We start from the raw sequence: 25,895 nt of genomic DNA, 5'->3' as shown, positions 1-25,895 counted from the left end.
TTCAACTGACCATTATTATACAACAAATACCACTTAATTCATGCAGTTTAACATTCAAAAGCTTCATGATACTTTCAATTAGAAGTAAAAATCAGTAATATAAAGAAAAGAGCCGCTTAAAGGAAGTGAACAAGCGTGGAATATAATATTCATGACACCACCGTACTAAAAGAGGAAATCCTATCTCCTGAGGAAAAAAAGACATGGGTGCTGTATATGAAAGTGCTCACTGCTGCAGGACTTGGAGATGTTTCTGAATGGATGAAGCTGGATATGAGTATGCCTCAAATGAAGGTGCTCATGCTGCTCAATAACCATGGCTCTCTTAAGGTGTCCGAAATTGCTGAAAAAATGGGGGCTTCTTTGTCCAATATGACAGGGCTGCTTGATCGGTTAGAACAATCGAACTTTGTGGAACGAAAGCATTCTGAGCGTGACCGTCGAATCATTGTCGTAGAATTGACAGAGGAAGCGAAAAATATTTTCAGAAGTATTTATCAAAAAGGGCATGAAAAAATTAAAAATTCCCTGCAACGGCTCAATGACGAGGAAAAAGAAAAAGTTAATGAAGGTCTAGCTATTTTAGAAAAAGCACTTCGTCCCGAACGTGGCTAAAAAAGGAAAAAAGACGGTCACTTGAGGTCCGTCTTTTTTCATTCTTCTTTTCCTTGTCTATCTGGGTTCAAAAGATACTGACGAATGACTTCCCTGTCATCCCACAAGAGATAACCTAAACCGATAATGAGAAAAATGATGCTGATCCACGTACCGCCTGGGAGTATATCTTCCAGTTCCTCGATCGTTCTTTCTGCGCCTACATTTCCACCATAACGAATCTCAAACAAAACGAATTTTGCTATATAAAACAATGCCGCCATGCAGATAAACATAGCGCCGACAATTCTTCTACTAGACATGTGTTGACTCCTTTACTTCCACTGATTTCTTTTGATTAATTCCGTGATATGGGCGAGATGATGCTGTGAATGCCAGACGTACATTCCTGTTGCATCATATAAGGACACCGTTTGTTGATCGGCCGGATGGTAATATGCAGCGTTGAAATCTTCCTCTGTCATCTCGCGAAGTAATGTGACCCACCGGCGATGCAGACTGCTGATTAACGGCAGTGATAGGCTGATAGGCGCCTTGCTGTCAGGAAGTGAAGCAAATGCCTCCTGATCATATGGACGTATGTGCGGTGTTTCTTCTGTCAGCGCAAGTTTAAATCGCAAGTAGGCGTTCAGATGGCTGTCCGCTACGTGGTGAATGAGCTGACGAACGGTCCATCCTCCTGGCCGATATTGGGTATCCAGCTGATCATCTGTCAATGGGACAACTGCCTCTTCATACTTTTGAGGAATGAGTGCCAGCTCATCAATCCATGCCTCCAGCTGCTTTTTCGTTTGTTGGTCCACCGGTTCATATAAGCCAATCGGATATTGTAATGATGTCATCTACTGCCCCTCCTTAAAATCCTTCTAGAACAAATTTACCTATCATCTTCCCTTGCTCAAGTGTTTGATGTGCCTGCTTCAAATTGGCGGCATTGATGGGGCTGAGCACCTTTGTTAATGTATGTTTTAACTTCTTCTCTTCAAATAATGTACTCGCTTCTTTTAAAAGCTCATGCTGCTTCATCATATCCGAGGTTTTGTACATCGGCCGTGTGAACATGAATTCCCATACAAATGCAGCACTTTTATTTTTGAGTAATTGAACGTCTAAATGGTGCTGATTTTCAACAATGGTACAGATCGTCCCTTGAGGTTTAATCGCTTCTGCCATCCCTTTGAAATGGCCATCTGTATCATTTAAGCATAAAATGTAATCCACTTCGCCAATCCCTTTTTCCTGAAGCTGCGCTAAGAGCGGCTGGTGATGGTCAATGATATGATCAGCCCCTAATGAGAGACACCATTCATTTGTTTCAGGTCTTGATGCAGTGGCGATCACAGTCGCCTTTGCTAATTTGGCGAGTTGAATGGCGATAGAGCCCACTCCGCCTGCTCCACCGATGATCAGCAAGGTCGAGCCTTCTGCATTCCGCTTCATATGCATTCGGTCGAATAGCGCTTCATATGCCGTAATTGTTGTAAGAGGCATGGCAGCTGCTTCGGCAAAAGAGAGATTTGCAGGCTTTTTCGCCACAATTCTCTCATCCACAAGCTGGTATTCACTATTTGAGCCTTGTCGCGTGATATCTCCTGCGTAATAGACGTGGTCACCCGGCTGAAACAACGTACACGCTTCACCTACTTCTACCACCGTACCGCTTGCATCGTAGCCAAGAATTTTCAGTTCTTCTTCTTTCTGATTCTTCGGTGACCTCACCTTTGTATCCACTGGATTCACCGACACAGCCTCTACTTTCACCAAAATATCCCTGCCAGCTGCTTTGGGCTTTGCCACCTCCTGATCGATCAAGCTTTGTTCATGCTCAATTGGCAAATACTCAAATAATCCAACTGCTTTCACTCGCTCGCACTCCCTTTCTCCATGCTTCTTTTCCACATTTTATCATACATTTCTGATGCTGATGGATCAGTCAGCAAGCGATTGCACATTTAGGAGTTCTTCAAAGCCCTTCGTTCCCTCACGATGTAAGAAGGTCGAGCCTTTTGTAAAGAGAGGACATAGGTGAACCAGCCGCTCGATTTAAAAAAGTACTGAACATAATAAAACTGAATGTGCTGCAAGAAAACGACGATGAACAGAAAAATTGTGAATGATAACGTCACAATGTCTCCCTGCATCGATCCACTGATCAATAACATCACAAAACCGAGCATCATGAGCTGTTCGAGCCTCTGCACGATCTGGACAACGAGATGTCCCCGTTTGGTTAGGTCACCTGATTGGCCCTTTCGAATGTTTCTCGATTTATAAAACCATACGATACTTGTCACTAGATGATGAATGATAAAAAGAGCGATCATGACCATCAATAAAGGAGTTGATTCAAAAAGGTCTTTTATAATGAATGGGATCACCAAAAAATAAAATGCGGTAAATACGTGTCTAGCTGATAAGAGAAATAGTTGTTTTTCTATGTATCGCTGCATGTGTCTCACCTCTATATGTAGTACGTCTCATTTGTCATAAGGTTCCTTCTGCCTATCAAAAAAGGATGCCCTGAAAAAGGCATCCTTCATGAATCAAGCTTAAAATGCAGCACTCAGTACGACAGGACCTTGCGGAAGCTTGTTATCCTTTTTTGGTTCAAGGGTGACAGCCACCGTATCCCATGATTCGTTTGCTTCTTTTTCAGATAACGCATAGGTGACGGTGCCCTCCCCTTTGCTATCTGTTTTAAAGGCACCGGCCGGAACAGGCTGATCTCCTTTAATGAGCCATACTTGATAAACAGCTGATGAATCAAGCTGATCTTTTAATCCGTCGGCACTCACGACAAGCTCTTTTTTGCCGTGATGCTCAATCACTGAAAAAGCACCCGTTGTTTTTGCTGATTCGGCAGATGCCAGTGATTTTGTCGCAACAACTTTGATAGATTCTTCTGCTTGATCTGTTCCATTTGTTAAGAAATACACGTTCCCAGCTGCAGAAATGAGAAGCAGTGCGGCAACGAGAGGCAAAAGCCATTGATTTTTTTTCTTCATTGGCGGTTTCATCTCATTTGCATCACGCACTATTTTGAGATCTTGAGGCGGGTTCGATGTTGCAGCGATTGTTGTCTCTCGTATCTCTTCTTCAAATACCCTGGATAAAATGCGGTCTTTCATCCCTGCGGGAGGCGTTTCGTCCTCTGCTAGAAACGGAATATCAGACATGAGCGATGTCAGTTCTTCAAGCTCTTCTTTGCAATCCGAGCAATGTTTGATGTGCTCTTCAAACTGCGCCTTTTCTTCTCCTTGTAAATGCCCGTTAAAGTAATCAATGACTTGATGTTTACACTGAGTCATGCCTCTTCCTCCTTTCCTCCGCGAGACAGTTTCGTTCGTAAATGCTTCAATGACAATCGAACTCTTCCCTTCACCGTTCCAATAGGAATGCCAAGTTTTTCCGCAATGCTCTTTTGTGTCATTCCTTTAAAATAGACATCTTCGATGATGGTTTGCTGTTCTTTCGACAATGTTGATACTGCTTCACGTATGATTTGTTTTTCTTCGTTCCATTCTACTTCTTTTGACACATCTTCTTGATGATCTGCCAAGTATTCAATATGCTCATCTTCAAGAGCTGTTTCATTTCGGTGTTTCCTTAATAGATCAATTGCCGTGTTTCGTGACATCATAAATAACCATGAGGAAAATTTCCCTTTATCTGTATTGTATTCTCCTATGCCGCGCCAGAGCTTGATAAAGACTTCTTGAAGCACTTCCTCCGCTAGCTCACGGTTTCCAGTCATTTTATAAATAAACGAATATAACACACGTTCATAGCGATCATACAATATTTCAAGCGAGGGCTTGTGTCGATCATGTTTGATCTTGTGATACAGCTCAAAATCCTTCAGTGTGTCCATGGTCATCTCCTTCCTTTTTCATGAGAAAGAGCATTATGCATTCATCATGAAATCTTCACGTATGGCTCATCACTCAAATTGCTGAGATAAGCCTCCTTTGTACTTTACTCTTTTTTCAAGGAGAAAAAAAGAGCGCTGAAAAAGGAAATGTGTTCCTCATGAGAATGTACTTACTAAACGGATGGATTGACCATTTGGATCACCCACCTCAAGGAAAGTCAAGAATGCATGTGTTTCATTCACTGTTCAGTTGATTTTAGCAAACTCTCGTCAGGCTCTCAATTTACATCAGGTAGAACGCATCCTTTCATCATGTCATAATAGAACGAAACAGGAGAACTGGAGTGTCCGAAAATGATTGTAACGATTGTTCTTTTTTTATTAGCTGGTCTGGCTGAAATAGGCGGCGGTTATCTTGTCTGGCTGTGGCTGCGTGAAGCAAAACCCGTCAGCTACGGAATCGCAGGTAGCCTCATCTTGGTCGCTTACGGCGTCATCCCTACATTCCAGCAGTTCCCGACCTTTGGGCGGGTTTATGCGGCCTATGGCGGTGTTTTTGTCGTTCTCGCTGTGTTTTGGGGCTGGTGGGTCGATCGCAAAACCCCTGATTTCTATGACTGGTTGGGTGCTTTGATCTGTTTAGCTGGTGTCAGTGTGATGTTATTTGCCCCCCGCAGTTAATGGTCGGATGATGATTACACGCTAAAAAGCCGGCAATATGCCGGCTTCAGATTGTTGAAAAAGGGCTAAAATGAACTTTATTTTAGCCCTTTGTCTTCTTTTCAGCGTGATAGAAAACCTTTGCAGCCCTAGGAAGGACGAGCATCGGCGCGGAGCGAATTTGACATTCGTGAGCACCGAAGCGCAGGACTGACACCGAATGCGAGGGTTTGTCTACACGCTGAGCCGGCAATATGCCGGCTTTTCCTCTTTTACATTCTAAATTGTGTTTCATACAAACGCCGGTACATCCCGTCCATTTCCAGCAGGTCTTCATGCCTGCCTTGCTCTTTTATGCCCTCTTTTGTCAAAACCACAATCCGGTCAGCATGCTGGATGGTTGCTAGGCGATGCGCAATAATAAACGTGGTTCGTCCTTCAGATAGTTCTTCAAGTGAGCCCTGAATAAAGGATTCTGTCTCCGTATCCAGAGAAGATGTGGCTTCATCTAAAATAAAAATTGGCGGATTTTTAAGGAAAATACGTGCAATGGAGATACGCTGTTTTTGTCCGCCAGATAACATCATTCCGCGTTCACCGATGATCGTATCAAGCCCATTTGGCAAGCTATTTACAAGATCCTTCAGTTGGGCTTTCTCCACTGCCTGCCACACTTCTTCATCAGATGCATCGAGTTTTCCGTATAAAATGTTTTCTCGGATGGTCCCATGGAATAAATAAATATCTTGCTGGACGACACCAATTTGTCTCCGCAGCGAAGACAGTGTCATCTTTCTTGTCTCTATGCTATCAATTGTAATGGTACCCTCCTGCCATTCGTAAAAGCGTGGCAGCAAACTGCAAAGCGTCGATTTCCCAGCACCAGAGGGACCTACGACCGCAATGGTCTCTCCTTGTTTCACCTCAAGATTGATGTCATGAAGAACCGGTTTGTCTGATTCATATTGAAAAGACACGTGCTCAAAAACGATATCCCCTTTTAACTGATCAACTTCAATGGCATCATTCGCATCCTTTTCATCAGGTGATTGATCGATGAGTGATGCAAATCGTTTAAAGCCTGCTGCACCTTTTGGATACATTTCAATGACTGCATTGATTTGTTGAATGGGTCCTAAGAAGATGCCTGTTAATAGCACAAATGATACAAATTCTCCATACGTCATATTTTTTTGCAGCACAAACCATGCGCCGCATACAAGGCCAAACACTGTCACACTCTTAATAAGAAAATGACTGACAGCGGTATGCACAGCCATCATTTGATATGTGGTTAGCTTTGTCTTTCTAAATTGCTCGTTATGTTCAATAAATCGGTCCATTTCATGTGATTCATTTCCGAATGCTTTCACAACACGTATGCCACTAATATTGTTTTCCACACGTGAATGGAATTGACCAATACTCGAGAACATTTTATCAAAAGCAGCAGACATTTTTTTCGTAAAGTAGACGGATAATCCGATCAAGAATGGAACGACAATAAATGTGAGAACTGCCAGCTGCCAATTAATCGACAGCATCAAGCCAAAGGCACCCGTGAGTGTCATGATTGCGATAAATAAATCCTCCGGGCCATGATGCGCGATTTCTCCAATATCCATTAAATCATTTGTCATACGGGACACGAGTTTTCCCGTTTTCTTTTTGTCAAAGAAGCGAAAGGACATTCTTTGTACATGAGAAAATAGCTGATTCCTCATATCCGTTTCTATATTAATGCCTAATTTGTGCCCAAAATAGGTGACGACATAATGCATCGTAGAACTGATCACGTATAAAACGAGGAGCAGAATGCCCCAAAACCAAATGGCATTCCAATCACCGTTTGGCAGTAAATCGTCCATCACTTTACTGATGGCAAGGGGAAAGGATAATTCGAGTAAGGCTGCCAGTACTGCACAGGAAAAATCTAATATAAACAGCCCCATATATGGTTTGTAGTATGAGAAGAAACGCTTTAACAATTGACAGACCTCCTACCGATCAGACATTTCTGTCAATATGTCAGCAAACTCTTCCGCTTGATTGGCTACTGCAATCGGATCGTAAGGCCAGAAGAACTCTGTATCCATTTGATAGGTCTGCTCTTTTTTGACAGATTCTAGACTCTTCCAAATAGAATTGTTTTTATCAAATGTTCCGCCGTTGCTTTCATCGATGAAAATGTAGTCTCCTGCATATTCAGGAAGGGTTTCATACGAAATGACTTCATACCCTGTCTTACTTTTTAAAATCGTATCTCTGACCTGTTTTGGCGGGTTTACCTGTAATTGCTGATATAATGCCTGCCCGCCTCGATAAATTCCGTTACCATATACATAGACATCATTTTTAAAAGCACCCATGATCGAGACCGTTTCATTCTCTTTTAAAGCTGACTTCACTTTTTTCCTAGCAGCCTCAATTCGTTGATCGAAGGCGGTGAGGAATGCTTTTCCTTCCTCTTCTTTATTTAAAATTTTTGCCAGCGTCGTTAATTCTTCATGTGCATCTTTGAAAGAACCGTAAGGATACACGATGGTAGGGGCTATTTTTTTGTACACATCATAGACTTTTTCATCCTGTACCGCTGTGATAATCAGATCAGGCTTTAAGCTAAGTGCTTTTTCAGCTGAACGCTCGTCACTGATGTCCTCTATTCCTTTTATCTTGTCCTTTAAGTGTACGTTCTTTAAATCCTGCGTGGTCGATCCCACAGGCTGAACGTCAAGTGCAATCACACTCCCTAAATATCCATCTACAAGAATTCGTTTAGGTTCAGCTGGAATCTCTATCTTTCCTTTCACTGTTTCAACCGTTTTCGTTTCTTGCTTTGATTCTGCTGTTTTGGCTTGTTCTTTATTGCCACAAGCCGTCAATATCATTAGAAGAATGACAGCACATATCCAATACGTCTTTTTCATCTCCATATTCCTCCTTCATTTTCGCCACTACAAATGAGAATAGTTATCAATTACTAGTCTCATGTATTCTATCAACCTCATCTGTCGTGGTCTATGGAGGATTCTCGCAACTTACATATGGACAATTGTTGGATAGGCTGGCTGTGTCAATTGAGAGACAAACCGGTCCATCAAAAGAAGTGCACGCTCTCCTTCATCAAATCGAAACTCCTCCAGTTTTACTGGATAAAAGGTACCATTTTTCACAGCCGATAATTGACGAAGAACATCACTTTCTTCCATTCGCTTGTCCATTTGCCTATACCACCCATATTGGTCAGAGACAATAAAAAACATATGATCCGCCTCGTATTCTCCAAGTCTCTCTAAAGGAATGACTGTATGTTGATTAGGAAGAAGAACTTCTTCTAAAATGGCTTTTGGAGGTTTTAAGCCAAGCGTTTCGTAAAGATAGAAGGCCCCTCTTGCCTCATAGGACCACATATACACTTTGTCATGTCCTCTCATTTCATAGATTGCAACGGTCTCGCCTTTTTCTCTAAAGGAAGACAGGCTGTTTCTTGCCTGTTGACTAAGCTGTTCAAATCGTTTCACCCATTCGTTTGCCTCGTTTTCTCTTCCTAAAAGGCGTCCTATAGACAGTACTTCTTGTACAGCATGATGACCGGCGTATGGCAGAACAAGAACAGGTGCGATTTGCTCCAATCGCTTGATCAATGCAGGTTTTGAATAATAATAGTTAGGGACGATGATGACATCTAATTGAAGTGATTTAAAGACGTCATCAGGCGTATGTTCATTTATGACGAGCGAACTAGCTAGATGTTCTTTGAGTATATCTGAATGGAGATCGGTTTCTTCGTCAATACAAACAGGCTCAATGCCTATTGCAACCAATGACCCGACAAATTGAAAAGCAGCAATCCGCTCTGGTCTTCGGTTCATTCGAAACTGACTGGGCGTTCTTCCTGTTTTTTGACGGAACTTCCTGCTGAAATATAAACTGTCTGCATACCCGACTTGCCGTGCTATGATTTGAATTTGATCGTCTGTTTGCAGAAGACGTTTTTTGGCTTCGTCTATTCGAATTTGTGCAATGTATTCTGTCACACTCATCCCCATACTTTGTTTGAAAAAGGTAGAAAAGTAACTCTCATGAAACCCCATCTTATGAGCTAAGTCTTTTCTTGTTAGTTTTTGATCATAATGCTCAGCCATATACTGCAAGATCATGTTAATCGAATAATGCACTTTTTCGTTGTATGGCTTGGATTGTTTGCGGAAAATGAACATGATTTCTTCCAGCCATTTCGCCTGTTCTTGTATGATTTGGCTCGCCTGTATTTGTTTGATGTAAGAAAAAAGGACGGCAGAGCCTTTCACCACTTCCCCGTTATCAGGGAGATGATCGTGATTCACCTTATAGACCAATTCATTTTGTGCATCATGTGCCAGAGTGAATTGGTCAAATGTGACAGTATAGATCACTACTTGCTCGCTGGATAAAGATTCAACCATGACATCTATTCCTGAGCGGATCAACACACTGTCTTTGGCATTTAGCTCATATCGAATTCCTTCCATGTCAAGTCTCACCGCACCGTCCGTAGTCAAGAACATCAGTGAAGATGTTTGCCATGAGTCCGTTTGTTTCACAGAAAGAGATCGTTTACTGCTTTCTTTCATGCGAAGAATTGTATGAGTATAGGCGGTCATTTTCTCTTTCTCCTTCCATATAAAAAAGTGCTAAAATAAACCATTTTAGCACTTCAATGTCTGACTGAATGGTGATTATCGCGCTCCAGCCGTTTGTAATTCTTTGTTTTTCTCTTTAAAGCGTTCATTATGTGAAGACACGTACGCTACTTTTTCTGCTTCTGGTTCGATGTATAGCTTTGCGCTATTGAGTGCATTGACTCCATCAACAAACGTACCGGCAATTAAACGCACTTTACTTTTATGTGTGCATAAGTCGCCAACTGCATAGACGCCAGGTAAATTGGTTTCCATCTTTTCATTGACCTCGATGAGTCCCCACTCACCTTGCTTGAGTCCCCATTCTGATAGAACGCTTAAATCACCTTTCATGCCATGGTTGACGATGACAGCATCGGTTTCGATTCGTTCGATGTCGCCTGTTTCTAAGTGCTGAATGGTGACGGCTTCAATTTTGTCACCTTGACCATGAAGCTCTGTGAGTTCATGCGGTGTGAGAATGCGAGCACTAGATGCTTTCATGTTGGCGACGTTTTTTTCATGTCCACCAAACATATCACGACGATGCACAACGGTCACACTTTCAGCAATTGGAACGAGGGCATTGGCCCAATCAACAGCTGAATCTCCGCCTCCAGAGATGACCACCCGCTTTCCTGCAAACGTCTTTAGCTCCTGCACAGTGTAATAAAGGTTTGTTACTTCATAACGGTCTGCATGCTCGATTTCAAGTTTTCGCTGAACTGGAATTCCGTGACCCATCGCTAAGATGAGGGTCTTTGTCAAATGACGATCGCCATTTTCAGCCGTCAGCAGGATATGACCAATCTCATCCCGCTCGAATTGCGTGATTTTTTGATTCAACGCAATCTCTGGTTCAAATGTTTTCGCCTGCGTTTCTAGCTGCTGGATCAGCTGTTCACCTCTTGTTGGTGGCAAACCACCCACATCCCATATGACTTTTTCAGGATATAAGAGGATTTTTCCGCCAAGGCTTTCGTTATACTCCAGTACCTTCGTCTTTAAATCCCGCATCCCACTATAAAAGGCGGTGTACATTCCTGCTGGACCGCCACCAATAATGGTGACGTCAAACAATTCAAGCTGATCTGTCATTTGAGTCCCTCCGTTTTTCATTGAATGATCTATTTATCATTGATATTGATTCTCATTATCATATGTATCTATTGTAGTCTACTCTGGTGAAGGGAATCAATAGCTTTCTGCAAAAAAAGAACAGGACGAGCGCTTTCTCGTCCTGTCAGCCATCACACAATCGTTAATCCAAGGTCCTTTAATTCCAGCGAAACAAGTCTTGCAATCGCATCTGCCCCTTCTTTTGTAAAGTGCGTGCGATCCTCTATACCTGTTGACAGCATAAAGTAAGAAGTCGTTTTCTCTATGCCGGAAATTTGATAAAACTGGAGACTAACTGTATTTAAATCAACGAGAAGAACTTCTTCTTCATCGGCTAGTTCTTTCATCGCGGCACAGTAGTCAGGGAAATCATTGATATATTCTCCGTCTTTTTCATGAAAGCGGCCGACTGGCGTTAATAAAAGCGGTGTAGCTCCTTTCGCTCTTGCTCCGTGAATATATTGAGACAAATAGCTTTTATACGTTGTGAAAGGATCTGTATGCCGTTCCGGCTTCTCCGTTGAAGCATCATTGTGCCCCATTTGTGTAAACAGCCAGTCCCCAGGCTGAATGTCAGCCAATATTTTATCAAGCCGTCCTTCTTCAATGAATGTTTTTGAGCTTCTTCCACCGATTGCGCGGTTGTCGACGCTCACACCCTGCGCTGTGTAGCGATGTAAAAACTCTCCCCACCCTCCTTGAACAGGACGATCTGGGTAAGATGAAACGGTTGAATCACCAGCTAAATAGATGGTTGTCATGTTCATACGCCTCCTTTTTCATCTAGCCACTCTAATAAGCGATGCGGACATCCAAGTGGCTGCTGAAAAGATATGAAACAATCAGCATCGCTACTTCATTCATTCTCTTTTTAATGATCAAAAACCTGCTTACCTGTAGATGTGAATACGTTAAATATGCGGCGGAAGTTCTACTTTTGTCTCAACGGCTTGCTTTAACGCCTGAAGCATATAGCCAATTCCTTTATATGGAGCCAGCGGATAAATCGCTGTCTGATGAGGAAGTAATAACGGATCGATCACCTTTCGATATTTCTTTCCACCTAGTATCACTAATTCATCATATGCAGTGAGATGTTTTTCATGAAATTGCTGACTTAGTGCTTCTCTTGTTATCTGATCAGTATGCGGTGTACCAAAAGCCACATCATAATTTTCATGAATAATATCATCTGCCTTTAAGAATCCATGCTTCGCTGAAATAATTAGGTAGTCTGAAAAGAACGTTCGGGCATAGCTTTTCGTACGCTGATGCAGCGGACTTAAATAAACGAGGTTCGCCGGCTGGCTCCCTGCCTCTGGATGGACGTCCCATATTTTCTTGGCGCCACATGGAATGATACAAACTCGCTTCACTTGATTTTCTCCTTCCTTCGTTGATACATCCGATACAACATACAACCTAGCGCTGTGCCAAGTGTATTTAAGAGAATATCATCTATATCGCTGCTTCTTGTAATCATACCAGATTGTGAGAATATCCATTGAAGCACTTCAATTATTGTTGACAAGAAAAAGCCAGCAAGAATCGCCTTTTGCCAGCGCAAGGTTCGGAATACTTGATAAAGAAAAAAACCAAGTGGCACAAATAACAAAATGTTCCCTGCCAAATTTAAAAAAACAAGATTGGGATAGCCATGATGATACGCATGGAGATTTTGATAAATGGACTGCAAAGGCATGAGGTTGACACTCACCTGATCCCTTGGTGCGGAAAAACGATTAGGAAAGACCGTCAAATATAATAAAACATTTGTATACATAAACAGACAGGCAAGAACGATTTCAGTTCGTAAATAGATAAATCGTTTTTGTTTTTTCGCCTGTCTGTATCTCATATGTAAATAGAGCGGGACGAGCAAGAGGAAATAAGTCATGGAAAACATCGCACTGAATGTCATACGGAGAGCTGCCCCTTTCTCACATAATGCTTGACCATATTTACAGCTTATTCAGGCCTGCCCGCATCTATTCATCACTTATTCTCCTATTCAATGACGAGAAACCCATATTGACAAATCGTCATTTTTCCGCTAAACTGACTGACATTCAGTCATTTAAGGTCGGTGATGATGTGTCGAAACGAGATAAGATTATGCTTGCTGCCATTGACGCGTTTAAAGAAAAAGGAATCGAAAAGACGACCATTTCGGATATTGTGAAAGCAGCAGGAGTAGCGCAAGGAACGTTTTATTTATATTTTCCTTCAAAGCTGTCTGTCATGCCTGCCATCGCTGAACATCTAATCGCACAGATGGTCCCTGCCATTGAAAAGGAACTCACTCAGCATGCGGATGTACTTGATCAAGCAGATGCGCTAGTTGAATTTATTTTCTCTTTTACAAGACAATACCGTGATGTCCTTGCCCTAACGTATTCAGGTTTAGCTGCCACCGAGCATTTAAAGGAATGGGAAGATATTTATGAACCGATTTACAAATGGGTCGCTTCCTTTTTAGAAAAGGCAAAGCAGGACAAAAGAGTACGTGCGAACTTGAACTGTCAATATGCTGCGAAATTCATTATCGGTTTACTTGAATCATCAGCTGAGCAAATGTACTTATTTACAGAAACAGATACAGAAGAGGTTCTGATTCAAAAACGAGAGGTCAAGCAATTCCTTCTTTACGCACTCGGTATAGAGACACCTTAACTTAGTACAGCACTTGCTGTACGCTCTTTTTCGGCTTCAAAATGACGAATCGTCAGTTTTAAGTTTTAGGAGGAAATACGATGAAAAAAAGCTGGATGTATGTTGCACTCACATGTTTATTTGAATTACTTTGGGTGTTTGGTTTAAATAGAGCTGATGCTGTGTGGGAGTGGGCGATCATAATCTGCCTGATCCCGGTTGATTTTTATTTTTTAATGAAAGCCTGCGAGAAGCTGCCGACAGGGACTGTGTACGCCGTGTTTGCCGGAGTTGGAACGATTGGTACGTCTTTGATGGATTATGTGCTGTTCGGCGGTTCGTTTTCATTAGAAAAGCTTTTATTTATGGGTATTTTAATTCTCGGAATTATTGGACTGAAAGTGTCTGATGGAGATGCACATGAGCAGAAAGGAGAAGCGGTATAAATGGGCTGGTTTTTTGTACTGTTGGCCTCTGCCTGTGAAATTGGCGGAACCATTGGTCTCAATATGTTTAGTAAGAAAAAGCAACTCACGACAGGCATTATATTTGTCGGCGGATTTGCCTTATCCTTTTTGTTTTTGTACGCCTCGTTCTCTTCCGTTCAAGTCTCCGTTGCCTATACGGTTTGGATTGGACTTGGAACAGCGGGTTCTGTCTTGTTTAATATGATTCTATTTAAAGAGCCGAAAAATATGATTCGTATCCTCAGCTTGCTGCTGATTGTGATTGGCGTCGTTGGGCTGAAGTTGTTTGCGTAATAGAAAAAGCAATAGAAAATCTATTCCATTGCTTTTTAAGTTAATTTATATACTTTTCTTGGTACGCTTTAAATTGTTCTTCGTATTTTTGTAACTTTTTCACATCGACTTTTGAATTTAATTTCGGTTTCCGCTTTCCAATCACCATTACATCTTTATCTACAATAGGACTTGATAAAAAGATATATGGTGCAAAACGATCACACTTCGTATTTGGAAGGGTGACGGATAATCTAGCGTATTCTTCTGTCGGGAATTGGTTTGAAATATCAAGTTCCTTGAGTCCCTCTAATGCCGATATTGGCTCTAAAGACTCGTCCTTCACTTTTATATTTGATAAGCACAGATATTTTAAATTCTTGAGGTATCTTAAAGGTTGAAGCGTATTTAAATTTAATGTATTCCAAATCCCACCTGACAATTGTAACCATTCTAAACCAGTGTTTTTTTGCAAAGGGGCTATGTCATTCAACTTTGAAAAATCTGTTAAGGATAAAGATTTTAAAAAAGTGTTTTTTGATAGATCCCATAAACTTTGTGCCTTTGTATTCCATTCAAGTGACAATACCTCAACATCTTGAAGAGAACTGATGATTGATAAATCTTCTACTCTCAGTTCACGCATATAGAGCATTTTGGGATTAACTAAGCTCAAGATCGTATTGAATTCCTTTTGGCCCACTTTGTAAATCCACAATTTCGTCAGGTTAGAAAAAGAGTTCAACCTTTCAATATTTTTTGTTTTTCCTGTGATTAACAACTCGGTGGCATTTTCATCTACATCGGCTAAATCATGAACAACTTCTGGTTGGGCATCATGACGAAAAATATAATCAGGGTCTTCTTTGAGCATTCTTTTACCTCCACACCTACGAATGGTGGATATCTAAATGAATTTTATCAGAAGTTTAGAGTCAAAACATTATTCTTTCCGATTTATAAAATCTTTATCATCTAAAATATGGAGCAACAACATATCAACGACTTCGCTTTCACTATCCTCCATATATTCTGCACAGGTCTTGACGATAGCTCGTACTCTTTCATATAAACAAATAAAAGAACTCCAATTCATATACGAATTAGAGTCCTCATTATATGACTAATACAATTTTCCCACCTTAAAACCGAACCGGTTCATTAAAGATCTTGCTTTTTTATTTCTCGTTTAATGTGGATTATGCTGCTCAAGCAAGAAATCCATTGCGTAAATCGATTCGCCTTTTTCATCCAATAAAAAGTATACAATCAAAGGCTCTCCAAAGGACCCTGTCTGCTGCGTGAACAAAACACATGTGAATTTTTCAATACCTATCGGGATCTTTCTTCTTAATAAAGGATGAAGAATAGGCGAAATCCGAATTGTATCTATATCCACATCCCAACGTTCGTTTTTTAAAGTGGGATAATGCTCTACTAACAGTTGGTGTAACATGTCGGTCGTGAGCGTTGCTTTTCCATCAAACTCATCATCTATTATGTTGGTGTTATACATCCGACGGCTGCTTATCCTTTGAAGCATTGATTCGTATTCCTTTTAAGACAAATCGTTTCTGGCCATCAAGAGTACAAGTGATCAATGTCAGTTCATTTTTCCCGCGATCCTTTAGTACATCAACATCCGTCGGTTCTATCGTAGCTGAGCTGACAATTTTGTATTCGTATGTTTCTGCTTGATGATGTAAGACGACTTTTTCTCCTTTAGGCACCTCTGGCAGCTGCCGGAAAAGCCGATCGCCTCTATACCCTCTATGGCCTGCAATCGTGAAATTTCCTTCCCCTGGCATTTGATGAGATTTGATTTGAGTCAGTGCAATACTTAAATTTTCTTTTGATGTAACAGGTAGCACTTTTTCGTTTAAATCAATTGACGGGATCTCAAGCTCCATCGTATCTCGCAGGTCTTCTTCTGACACAGTTAAATGTGGAATAGAAGAAAGGGCATCACTGTCATTTTCTTCAATCATTTTCAATGCCTGTTCCATGGCTGCTGTCTCTTGAGACGTTCGCCACTCATATAGAAAAGGAACGGAGATGAGCATTAGTCCCGCGACCACCAAAAAGCTGCCTAATAAGGTTCTTTTTTTCATCAATACACTCGTTCCTTCCTTTTACTGAATGGTTCTTCTTCTGACTACAAGAAGAACAGTTCCAGACACTACTAGTAAAATCCCTGCATACATCAAATAACGTAGCCATTCTTCCCCAGTCTTTGGCAATTCACCGTTTGAATCATGAGGCGGATGTTGATCCCCTTGATCTGAGGCTGGGGGATTCGTGTGGTCCCCTTCATTCTTCATTGGAGCATTTTTTACAATCAATGTCTTGATCTCCACTTCGCCCATTTGAATTGTAAAAGCGAGTGGTTTTTTTAACGCTACATAACCATTTGGAGCTTTCGTCTCTGTGAGTGTATATTCACCAGGTTTAAGCCCTTTGACAATGGCTTCTCCGTCTTTTCCTGTTGTCACAGATTTGATGATTTTCCCAGCTTTTGTACGAATGTCGAAGGCTGCACCTTTTAAGGTTCTATCAGTCTGCTGGTCTACCTTTATGATACGCAGACTTCCTAAAATCAAGTGATTCTTCGCAGTTAATTGAAGAGGCTTCTGCTGATTTTTCTCAATCGTAAACCGGATCGGCTGATCATCTAATTCATAGCCGTGAGGCGCTTTCGTTTCAACGAATTGATATTCTCCCGGTTTTAGATCGTTGATGTGCAGCTTTCCTTTTTGATCCGTTACAAGTGATTTCTTCAACGTTTTCCCTTCTTTACTCTGAAGAGCAAACTCTGCGTTTTCCAGCGTGTGTCCTTCAGCATCCACTTTGGTCAGTTCCACTGCTCCATGCGTCAGTTTGTTGATCATTTCGACTTTTGCTGGTTTGTCTTGACCTAAACGAATCGTAAATGAGACAGGTGTCTGATCCAATTCATAGCCAGCAATGCTTGCTGTTTCGACAAATTGGTAGGTTCCTGGCTTCAGTTGATCGACTGTCAGTTGACCGTTTTTGTCTGTCTTCAAGTCTTTCTTCACACGCTGATCGTGCGCATCAATCAGGTCAAAGGTCACGCCAGCGAGCAATTGACCATCCTCCCCTTTTTTCTGAAGCTTTACCGCACTTGTCGTCCGAATATTTTCTTTTGTCACTTTCACCAGTTGATTTGGATTGAAATCAATCTTGAAGTCTACTGGTTCTGCATCAAGTTGATGTCCAAAAGGAGCCTTCGTTTCAACCAATTGGTAAGCGCCTGGTTTCAAATCGTTGACAGTGATGATGCCTTTTTCGTTGGTTGTCAAACCTGACAGCAATTCTTTACCATTGTCATTGAAAAGTGTAAATTCTGCGCCTTTCAATCTTTCTTTTTCTTCCCCTATTTTTGTGAGTTCTACAGAACCTTTCTTGAGCTGATTGATTGCCTCCACTTGAATCAAGTCTTTTTGACCTAATTCAACTTCAAAAACAAGTGGTTTCGCACTCAATTCATAGCCTTCAAGACTCTTTCTTTCAACAAATTGATATTCCCCAGGTTTTAAACCTGTGAAGGTAATCTTTCCATCCTGATTGGTTGTAATTCCTTCTCCTCCTGCCACAATCTTTCCTTTGGCATCAGATAGATCAAAGACAACCCCTTCTAATGATTTCCCATCTTCACCTTTTTTGTGTAACAGCACTCCGCCAGTTGTGCGGCTATTTTCTTTTGTCACACTGACCAGCTTCTCAGGGTTAAATGGAATAGCAAAAGTGACAGGTGTTTCGTCAAGCTCATGACCGAATGGCGCCTTCGTTTCAACAAACTGATAGGTTCCAGGTTTCAGATCGTTGACGATGATCTTCCCGTTCTCATCTGTGACAAGACCTGTTTTTATCTCTTTTCCATTTGCATCTACTAGCTTGAATTCTGCTCCTTCAAGCACATCATTCTTTTCACCGAGTTTCGTGAGCTGGACAGCTCCAGTTTTGAGATCATTGATCACTTTGATTTCTGCCGGTTTTTTTTGTGCGATTTCAATGGTAAACGGATAAGGTTTATTTTTCTTTTGGTAACCATCAATACTCTCTGTCTCCACAAGCTGATATTTGCCCGGTTTGAGGTTGTCGACCAACAGCTTCCCATCTTCATCTGTTGTCAAATCTTTACGCACGACTTTGTCATTTTGATCCAAGACTTCAAATCGAACACCTTGAAGCTTCTTGCCATCTTCCCCTTCTTTCATCACTTCTAATGCACTTGTTTCATAGAGGTTCTTTTGTGAAATGATGACTGGTTCTTTTGGATCGAGTGGTACTTCAAATGTGATGGGTGTTTCATCTAATACATAACCGTCTGGTGCGTTTGTTTCGATGAGCTGATACGTACCCGGTCTTAGTTCATTGATCGTGATCTTGCCATCTTTTCCTGTGACAAGCGCACCATTTAGCTCATGCCCATCTTGATCTAAGAGCTTGAACTGTGCACCTTCTAGTCTCTCTCCGCCTTCACCTATTTTGCTCAATTCTGCAGAGCCTTTGATGATGTCATTTACTGCGGTGACAACCGTTGTTTCTGTTTGATTTTCTTTAATGGTGAACGGCCATTTTTGCTGATTTAATTGATAGCCTTTCGGTGCGTTTGTTTCAACAAAATAATAGGAACCTGGCTCAAGATGTTTGAATAGGATTTCTCCTTTTTCATCCGTTTTCAAATGGGTTTGGACGGTATCTCCGGATTCATTTCTCAGTTCAAATTCTGCATTTTCTAATGCCGTACCCGTTTCTTTGTCTTTTTTCGTGAGCTTCACATGCTGGCGGATTTCTTGGTTTTGCACCGTCATGCTATTTCCTGTTTTCGTTTGATCTCCTGATTCGTAAGGCTGATCAATCGTGACATTGATCGGTTCCTTCGTTTTCAAATAACCATCAGGTGCTTTCTCTTCTGTCACGATATAGTCACCATACAGAAGACGATCAAATCGAAGAGCTCCTTCTTCATCTGTTGTCTTTGTTCCAATGACGATACCGCTCGCAGCATCTGTCAGAGAAAAGGTTGCTCCTTTTAGCGCTTTTCCACTACTCGCATCTACCTTATGAATGGTTAAAGCGCCAATCGCTCCTGTGCCATCTCCCATGCCAGCGGTACGTTTGACCACAATTGAGGCTTCGGATTCCTTTTTGATTTCTTTTACATTTTCACCTCTAAACGTTACTTCGTTTTGAAGTGTACTTCCCACCTTATCTAAAATGAGAGATTGGTATTCTAAAATATAGGGTCTCGTGATTTCTTCTTTAAATTTGATTTGAAAAGAATCTGGATCGAATTCAAGGTCTAGTTCATAATCCTTCCCTTTTTCCAGCTCTTCCTTTTTGGTCACTTGCCCCTTTTCATCTATTGTTGTCGAATACAGATGAAATGAGTTTTCTATTATGGCTTGGTTACTGCTCGGATGGTCTATAATCGTCGCATCTTGGACTGTTGATTGACCAAAGTTGATATTCAGTTTCCAATCAATGACTTTCCCTTGTTGATTTCCTGATTTGCTCGTGTATTTCCCTCCATTTGGAATGGACACCACAGCATTCACGTCTGATTCTTTCGTCTTTCCATCATAAAGGGTCGCTTTATTTTCGTAGGTTTTCTGTACTAAATCCATTCCTTCAACACTTGTTTGATACGTGATTTTGTATGGGGAATCAATGGCATGTTTGAAAATGACTTCGAAGCCTGATTCTCCCTTTTCATTTTCAAGGAATTTGATGTCATAATGTTCTTTCGCTAATACTTCTTTTTCTTCCGCACCATTTTCCCCGCCTTGTAAATCAAGCGAGTAGACGATAATTGAATCTTTAAGCAAACGCTGATTTCCTTGAATGAAATCCTCGATTTTCGCCTCTTCTAGATGTTTCAAATTATAGTTCACACCGATATTCCATGTGATCTCTTTTTTCTTTGCATCATATGTTCCATTCTTGAACCCATTTGACTGCGTGTATGTGTCAGGCGTAAAGACAGATTGGTTTTCCTTCGTCAAATCCTTGCCATCTTCATTTACCCATTCAAGTTTTACATGGTTACGCAGGTTCTTTTGATCTTTATCTGCTCTTTTTTCATAATCAAAAGACGTTGTATATGTGATGGTATGTTCTGTCTTGATTTCTTTCATAAATTGAATATCAAATCCATTTGCATGTTCAACGATTTGATAATCTGTGCCTTCTTCAAGCACTGTATTACCTGTCGTCACTTTTAAACTATCTTTTTGCAGCGTCAATCCTTCGTTGGTAAACGTATCTTTTAATATTACGTTGTTCATGGTTTGTTGATCTTTGTTGAAGATGATACGCCATGGAATGGTCTTGTTCTTGTAATTCGGTGTTCCGTGGTCTTTCGTTAGGATTTGCTGATCAATTCTTTGCTTCCCTTGTTCGCTCTCTTTGCCAGCTGTTACAGTATTGATAATGTCTTCAGCTTCGAAAATTCGCTCGGTTGCTTTTGTTTGATATGTGATCAGGTAAGCCGATTGGATATCTTGATTGAATTGCAAGGTAAACCCGTTTTGTTCATCCTTTTTTTGAGGTTGAACCACATAATCTTCAAACGCTTTTGTTCCTGATTCTTTGCCATTCTCATCAATTGTGACTTCTTTGACTTGAATTGAATCAGATATTAGCGCCTGTGTACCGTTAAAGAAGTCTTCTATTAAAGCATCCTTTTGAGCCAACTTTTTTTCGTTATAGTTATACCGAATTTCCCAAGTAATCGTTTGAGTGACTGGATCGTAGTGGGCGGCTTTTTTATTTAAAGGACTGCCTCTTGTCACATTCACTGTTCCTTCTGCTGAACTAATCTCTTTATCAGCAGAGACAAGGGACGCTTTATTACGAAACGCAGACTGATCTTGATTCGTAATGTCCGTTTCATACATTAAACGGTAAGCGAGATGCACGTCATCTTTAAATTCGATCGTGAAATCTTGACCATCTGCTGTTTGGCCGATGGTGTAGTGGTTTTCGTCAAGCAGCTGTCCAAGCGATGTTTCACCATTTAGCTTTGTATCTACACGATAAAGCTTGATTGAATCTTTTTTTAACGCTTGACCTTCTTGAATCGGATCTAACAGTTTCGCTTGTTTCACATCATCTAAGTCCATATTAAAATCGACTGTCCATTGAATGGTTTCAGCATTGTAAGATCGATTGGGTTCTCCCTTTTTAGAGACATTCGGACCATTTGGAATGTATTGAATCGGAATCGATATCGTATCTTTGCCTTCAATCGGGGTAATCACCACTTCTTTTTCTTCAGTGATCACTGTTTTTTTATCTAATTGTGTCCATACTTGAAGTGTTCCTTGGATATTTGAATATTGTTTAATAAAATCTGTGAACTCGATGGAGGCATTTCCGCTTTCATCTACAGAAAAATAACCAATGATCGATTGATTAAATTTCATCTCGAGACGATCGATTTTTTCGTAAATCACTAATTCCTCTGGAACCTTGAAATGGAATTCATCCCCGCCATTATAGTTATGACCATTTGGGATGGCCCACTTATAGTTAATGGAAATCAGTGAGTTGATATCAGGCCTTTCTACTGAATTTCCTTCTTGATCTTCAAATATCAATTGCGCATCAGTGAGAAGATTTTCTTGGATTGTCATTTGTTTCGACACACTTTGCAGTCCTACACGTTTAGAGACATTCACTTTGTTTTTTAGTAACTCATCTTCATCGTTTTGTGTCGTTTGCGCTGCTTCTTGATTGTTAGCAGCTTTGTCTTTCTCCGATGAGGTTGAATCATCTTTTAAAAGATTTTCTTCACGCTCGTTTTGCTTTGTTTTCTCTTTTTTCTCAGCTATACTGGTGACGTCAATATCTATAGATCCTTCTAAATTCGGATCAAGCTCAATATCCTCATTGAATGTGACCGTCACTTCATTTTGTTTCGAAACGGTATACTCACCAACAGGTATGTCATTGACAGTAATTCGTTCTTTCTGCTCCTTCTCTACCTGAATGACTGAAGGAAGAGAGAGAATATACGGATATTGCTTTTTGAGATCAATTCCTTTGATAGACCAATGCACAATGGCCTTTCTTACTTGCTGATCTTCTATGTTTGATAACTTGTTGCCTTCGCTATCAGCAAACTCAATATTTCCATAAATATTCTCTTGAATGTCTTTAGCTTGTGCCCCTGCTAAAGGCAAGATTCCTAATATACTAGACTGTATGACTAACACGGTCATCAGTGCCAGCGACAATATTCTTTTCAATACATCCACCCTTTTCTACAATTATTTTTCAACAACGATTAAAAAAGCATTTGTATACTGTCTGATCAATCACTCCGCTTCTGATCAAATTTTTCTAAAAATTGCACCTTAAGACCCTATGAATAAAATGAGTTGATCAATCATGAGTTTGAAAGGTCATCATGAGTAGTAGATATAGTAGCTGGATAGGGGTCTATAGCAATGGGGAATAGTGAGAGGGAACATGAAAAGAATAAATGTAAATTTTTCTATTTATACTGGAATGAACAACAAACGATTAGTACATGCATATATAAGCATGTATTCACATATAGAACGTTCATATAAAACAAGCATGACTCATATGGTATGTATGGTGAGATAGTTCAGCATCATATAGATCGCATTCCTTCTACTCCCTTCCATATGGTAATCAAAAAGCCGATGCTTTTTATTCTTACATTTACCGTTTGAGCAGCAAAAAAATAAACAAAATGATCCATTTTTATAGGATTCATGGCATACTTATCATCTTTTAAAAGAAAGATATGGAGAATTAGGGTATAACATTTGTTTTCGTCTAATTTTTTTCTCTTTTATCATGAAAAGTGAAGACAAAACGATTTAGCCTAAACATTAAAATCATTTTATGCCTATTTAGAAATTAAAATGTTCTTTAAGTGAACTTCATAATATAAAGGCAAGCCAAGGGAAGGAGTTAGTTGTTTAATGGAGCTCATTGATAATAAATCAAAGAGATGGATAAAAATTCTAAAACTGCTTGTATCAAAAGATAAGTGGTGGAGCCTTCAAGAGATATCGAATGAACAAATCGGTTCGGTTCGTGCCATTCAAAACGATTTAGAACAAATGAAGTCGTTCCAAACAGAGAACGGTGAGCCGTTAATCCGCATAAAGCCAAGACAAGGCATATCCATTTGTTATACACAGACGATACGAGTCGACTACTATATCAAAGAAATTCTAAAAGATACGATTGAAATTCGATTGATTGACGGCGTTTTCTTTGAACAAAACAGGTCTTTCTATGAATGGATGGACACGCTGAATATCAGTAGATCCACATTGTATAACACCATACATAAAATCAATTCGCTTCTTACCTCGTATGACATTGAGTTACGACCAGATAGTATGCAGTTCCATGGAAATGAGAAGGAGATTCGTCAATTTTTTGTGGAATTTTTGTTTGAAGTCTATGGAAACAGGCTTTGGCCATTCGATGATATTCAAAAGCAAGAAGCAGTTGATTTTTTACAAAAGCTATTTCAGGTGCTCGAAGTCAATCTACCTGATGTGGCTTTAGATAAATTTTGCCTATGGCTCGCCGTTTCCATACACCGATTGAGGAAAAATTTTACCATACGACGCAATTATAGGTACTCAATGGATAAGGAAAAACAAACATCTACAGCTAAAGGTATCTATAAACAAATCAAAAACTTGGAAGAACACGTTTGCCAAATGACAAAGGACACTTTTGGTGTTACATTGGATCGTCACGAATTTGTCTTTTTATTATTGATTGAACCAGCTATTGGCCATTATAAATCAATTGAAACGGTCGAAGAAAAATTGGCGTTCTTTCAATCGCATACACCACAGCTCTTTGAAGCCATTCATTCCTTTATCAATCAATTGGAGTTGATTTTTCATCAAGAGGTGGCTAATCGCAAGGCGATGACACTGATTCTTCTACAATATTATGTGTATTCTAGGGAAATTACCGTAAGAGATGGATTCCTTTTCAAAAAGAAATCGAGTTATTTATCAGAGGTAAAAAAACAGCTTCCTTACTTCTATTCGAGGATTACTCATATCATCCAAGAGTTAAAAACAGACGATATACTCGCTTCTTTTGTGAAAAATGAACGAGAATTGATTCGTATCATTACTTCTAACTGGAGAGGGCTTGTTCATTTGGAAATGGATCGGAGAAACATGTTGAACATTTTTGTCATTTCAACATTAGGTTATAATCATAGTTTGTTTATTGCGGATTTAATTAAATTAAGATTGCCTCCTCTCATTCATATTTTCACAAGTCCAGAAAATACATTAAATGAACTGACAATGGATCGACTTGGGATTGATATGATTGTGACCGATACTGAGCTTCCTCATCAATTAGGACGGTCTACGCTGCTGATCAGCTCTTTTCCAACAAAGAAAGAATTGGACAACTTGCAATCTAGATTGGTTGATATGACAAACTAAGTTTCACCAAAAAAGCTGCTGAGACATGCTCAAGCAGCTTTTTGGTTCTGTATTAATGAAGCACGATTTGTTCATTCATCAAATCAATGGCGTAAAGCGATTGCCCATATTCATCTAATAAAAGGTATACTTTGAGCGGGGCAGTGGTTTGATCTGTTTGCTGCGTGAATAGGACACAAGTGAATTTTTCAATCCCATCTGGCAGCTTGCTTTTCAGAAAAGGATGAAGAATAGGAGAGATTCGAAGGGTATCAACATCTTTCAGCCAAAGCTCATCTTGTAACGCAGGATAATGGTCAACCAAAAACTGACGAAACACTTCCAATGTACTCAAGGTAGATATCCTCACTTTCTTCTAACTTGGCTTCAAACTCACCTAAAAACAAACGGAACCAACTCATCATATGATCTCGGTACACGTATTTTCGCATACGGCTTGAGACATGATCACTCACTTTTTAGACTTGATACTGTAGATCAACTGTACTGTCACGAATGTTTAATATGTATAACGTTTCCTATGTCTTCTCATTGACTCCACCACGAATCCAAACAATGGACCTATGATCATATTCTTACCTGTTTTCTTTCGTGATGAAACGACAACTTCCTGCTACAATATTCCATTTTTCTGCAAAAAAGAGGGAGTTGGGACAAAAAAAGAACAGCACTGACTGTTCTTTCAATAGCGTAAAGTGCCAATTCAAATATCCTGTAAAGGAATGACTTCCCCGCTCACTGCATCCACTCCATCATGACAATCTAGTTTTCCACATAAGACATACTGCTTTTCTGTAAAATCATATACATAGATGGGGGTCAGCTCTAATCGATCTTTTAATTTTTCGAAGGCTTCTTGTTTTGTCATGGTGATTTTACCAGGGGGTTGGAGTTCATCCAACATGCCACACTCCTTAAACATTTCTTTTCTATCTATGTAATTAACGGCTTCAAATGTAAGGGCATCAATGAATATCAAGATTTTATCTGTAAGCAAGCTTCTCTCTTGTCTATTTGCTTTTACTGTTGCATGAATGTAATGATCACGATGAAGAGAAATGCAAACCCATTTTCCGGTGTCGTT

General features: G+C 40.3%; 24 protein-coding genes and 1 pseudogene. 6 read left to right on the top strand and 19 right to left on the bottom strand.

Translation table 11 applies throughout. The annotated features are described in order from the left end of the window. Positions 1-135: 135 nt before the first annotated feature. Positions 136-615 carry a MarR family transcriptional regulator gene (locus V7L95_RS11050; protein ID WP_008341672.1) on the top strand — a complete coding sequence of 160 codons (480 nt, stop codon included), beginning with the start codon at positions 136-138 and terminating at the stop codon, positions 613-615. Between the two features lie 38 nt (positions 616-653). Here V7L95_RS11050 and V7L95_RS11045 read toward each other — a convergent pair whose 3' ends face one another. The 6 genes from V7L95_RS11045 to V7L95_RS11020 form a co-directional block, all read right to left on the bottom strand. Continuing rightward, positions 654-917: a hypothetical protein gene (locus tag V7L95_RS11045; RefSeq protein WP_060780894.1), complete on the bottom strand. Its 264-nt coding sequence runs from the start codon at positions 915-917 to the stop codon at positions 654-656. A 12-nt stretch (positions 918-929) separates the two neighbouring features. Continuing rightward, positions 930-1,457 carry a YfiT family bacillithiol transferase gene (locus tag V7L95_RS11040; protein WP_079919259.1) on the bottom strand — a complete coding sequence of 176 codons (528 nt, stop codon included), beginning with the start codon at positions 1,455-1,457 and terminating at the stop codon, positions 930-932. Between the two features lie 13 nt (positions 1,458-1,470). Next, complete coding sequence (locus V7L95_RS11035) at positions 1,471-2,478, bottom strand: zinc-binding alcohol dehydrogenase family protein (RefSeq protein WP_079919258.1); 1,008 nt, start codon at positions 2,476-2,478, stop codon at positions 1,471-1,473. 89 nt (positions 2,479-2,567) lie between these two features. Next, positions 2,568-3,065: a hypothetical protein gene (locus V7L95_RS11030; protein WP_079919257.1), complete on the bottom strand. Its 498-nt coding sequence runs from the start codon at positions 3,063-3,065 to the stop codon at positions 2,568-2,570. Between the two features lie 99 nt (positions 3,066-3,164). After that, a complete protein-coding gene (locus tag V7L95_RS11025) occupies positions 3,165-3,923 on the bottom strand; it encodes an anti-sigma factor (protein WP_008341680.1) in 759 nt (252 codons plus the stop codon). Further along, positions 3,920-4,486, bottom strand: coding sequence for a sigma-70 family RNA polymerase sigma factor (locus V7L95_RS11020; protein ID WP_008341682.1), 567 nt, complete (start codon positions 4,484-4,486; stop codon positions 3,920-3,922). The genes V7L95_RS11025 and V7L95_RS11020 overlap by 4 nt, the downstream gene beginning before the upstream one ends. A gap of 354 nt (positions 4,487-4,840) precedes the next feature. Between V7L95_RS11020 and V7L95_RS11015 the strand changes: the two genes are divergently transcribed. Then, a complete protein-coding gene (locus tag V7L95_RS11015; protein ID WP_035391293.1) occupies positions 4,841-5,167 on the top strand; it encodes a YnfA family protein in 327 nt (108 codons plus the stop codon). Between the two features lie 251 nt (positions 5,168-5,418). Here the strand turns inward: V7L95_RS11015 and V7L95_RS11010 are convergent, their stop codons facing one another. The 7 genes from V7L95_RS11010 to V7L95_RS10980 all read right to left on the bottom strand — a co-directional run bounded on the left by V7L95_RS11010 (position 5,419) and on the right by V7L95_RS10980 (position 12,847). Then, on the bottom strand, positions 5,419-7,134 hold the full coding sequence (locus V7L95_RS11010) for an ABC transporter ATP-binding protein (protein ID WP_340966341.1): 1,716 nt from the start codon (positions 7,132-7,134) through the stop codon (positions 5,419-5,421). A gap of 12 nt (positions 7,135-7,146) precedes the next feature. Beyond that, positions 7,147-8,073, bottom strand: coding sequence for an ABC transporter substrate-binding protein (locus V7L95_RS11005; RefSeq protein WP_024720274.1), 927 nt, complete (start codon positions 8,071-8,073; stop codon positions 7,147-7,149). 111 nt (positions 8,074-8,184) lie between these two features. Continuing rightward, complete coding sequence (locus tag V7L95_RS11000; RefSeq protein WP_340966338.1) at positions 8,185-9,789, bottom strand: AraC family transcriptional regulator; 1,605 nt, start codon at positions 9,787-9,789, stop codon at positions 8,185-8,187. A gap of 75 nt (positions 9,790-9,864) precedes the next feature. After that, on the bottom strand, positions 9,865-10,905 hold the full coding sequence (locus tag V7L95_RS10995) for an NAD(P)/FAD-dependent oxidoreductase (protein ID WP_340966335.1): 1,041 nt from the start codon (positions 10,903-10,905) through the stop codon (positions 9,865-9,867). A gap of 152 nt (positions 10,906-11,057) precedes the next feature. After that, positions 11,058-11,687, bottom strand: a complete 630-nt coding sequence (locus tag V7L95_RS10990; RefSeq protein WP_017358823.1) for a rhamnogalacturonan acetylesterase — start codon at positions 11,685-11,687, stop codon at positions 11,058-11,060. A gap of 150 nt (positions 11,688-11,837) precedes the next feature. Then, entirely contained in the window at positions 11,838-12,302 is a 465-nt protein-coding gene (locus tag V7L95_RS10985; RefSeq protein WP_025206957.1) for a DUF6884 domain-containing protein, read from the bottom strand. Beyond that, the gene (locus V7L95_RS10980; protein WP_017366856.1) at positions 12,299-12,847 is read right to left on the bottom strand and encodes a VanZ family protein; all 549 of its coding nucleotides are present in this window, start codon (positions 12,845-12,847) and stop codon (positions 12,299-12,301) included. The genes V7L95_RS10985 and V7L95_RS10980 overlap by 4 nt, the downstream gene beginning before the upstream one ends. Before the next feature lie 194 nt (positions 12,848-13,041). Here V7L95_RS10980 and V7L95_RS10975 point away from each other — a divergent pair, with 194 nt between their 5' ends. From V7L95_RS10975 to V7L95_RS10965, 3 genes are all read left to right on the top strand, one after another. Further along, positions 13,042-13,599, top strand: a complete 558-nt coding sequence (locus tag V7L95_RS10975) for a TetR family transcriptional regulator (protein WP_076822904.1) — start codon at positions 13,042-13,044, stop codon at positions 13,597-13,599. Positions 13,600-13,679: 80 nt separating this feature from the next. Further along, entirely contained in the window at positions 13,680-14,024 is a 345-nt protein-coding gene (locus V7L95_RS10970; protein WP_076822860.1) for an SMR family transporter, read from the top strand. After that, positions 14,025-14,339 (top strand): multidrug efflux SMR transporter, encoded by a 315-nt coding sequence (locus V7L95_RS10965; RefSeq protein WP_017358818.1) that lies wholly within the window; start codon positions 14,025-14,027, stop codon positions 14,337-14,339. 40 nt (positions 14,340-14,379) lie between these two features. Here V7L95_RS10965 and V7L95_RS10960 read toward each other — a convergent pair whose 3' ends face one another. From V7L95_RS10960 to V7L95_RS10945, 4 genes are all read right to left on the bottom strand, one after another. Further along, the gene (locus tag V7L95_RS10960) at positions 14,380-15,192 is read right to left on the bottom strand and encodes a leucine-rich repeat domain-containing protein (RefSeq protein WP_340966326.1); all 813 of its coding nucleotides are present in this window, start codon (positions 15,190-15,192) and stop codon (positions 14,380-14,382) included. Between the two features lie 315 nt (positions 15,193-15,507). After that, complete coding sequence (locus tag V7L95_RS10955) at positions 15,508-15,834, bottom strand: hypothetical protein (RefSeq protein ID WP_046342973.1); 327 nt, start codon at positions 15,832-15,834, stop codon at positions 15,508-15,510. Then, on the bottom strand, positions 15,827-16,429 hold the full coding sequence (locus tag V7L95_RS10950; protein ID WP_076822902.1) for a class D sortase: 603 nt from the start codon (positions 16,427-16,429) through the stop codon (positions 15,827-15,829). Before V7L95_RS10950 ends, V7L95_RS10955 begins: the two co-directional genes overlap by 8 nt. A gap of 21 nt (positions 16,430-16,450) precedes the next feature. After that, positions 16,451-22,603 (bottom strand): SpaA isopeptide-forming pilin-related protein, encoded by a 6,153-nt coding sequence (locus V7L95_RS10945; protein ID WP_340966321.1) that lies wholly within the window; start codon positions 22,601-22,603, stop codon positions 16,451-16,453. Positions 22,604-23,302: 699 nt separating this feature from the next. On the opposite strand from V7L95_RS10945, the gene V7L95_RS10940 reads away from it, so the two are divergent. Beyond that, on the top strand, positions 23,303-24,811 hold the full coding sequence (locus tag V7L95_RS10940; RefSeq protein WP_340966317.1) for a helix-turn-helix domain-containing protein: 1,509 nt from the start codon (positions 23,303-23,305) through the stop codon (positions 24,809-24,811). Between the two features lie 52 nt (positions 24,812-24,863). Here the strand turns inward: V7L95_RS10940 and V7L95_RS10935 are convergent, their stop codons facing one another. Together V7L95_RS10935 and V7L95_RS10930 are read right to left on the bottom strand one after the other, a co-directional pair. Then, entirely contained in the window at positions 24,864-25,145 is a 282-nt protein-coding gene (locus V7L95_RS10935) for a hypothetical protein (RefSeq protein WP_017366847.1), read from the bottom strand. 369 nt (positions 25,146-25,514) lie between these two features. After that, positions 25,515-25,895 (bottom strand): annotated as a pseudogene (locus V7L95_RS10930) (hypothetical protein); the annotation flags it as partial.

The sequence above is a fragment of the Bacillus sp. PPSBB_11 genome, assembly GCF_038023285.1.
GTDB classification, from domain to species: Bacteria; Bacillota; Bacilli; order Bacillales; family Bacillaceae; genus Bacillus; species Bacillus altitudinis.
The sequence above is the reverse complement of the archived record's forward strand: the minus strand, read 5'-3'. Positions and strand labels throughout refer to the sequence as shown.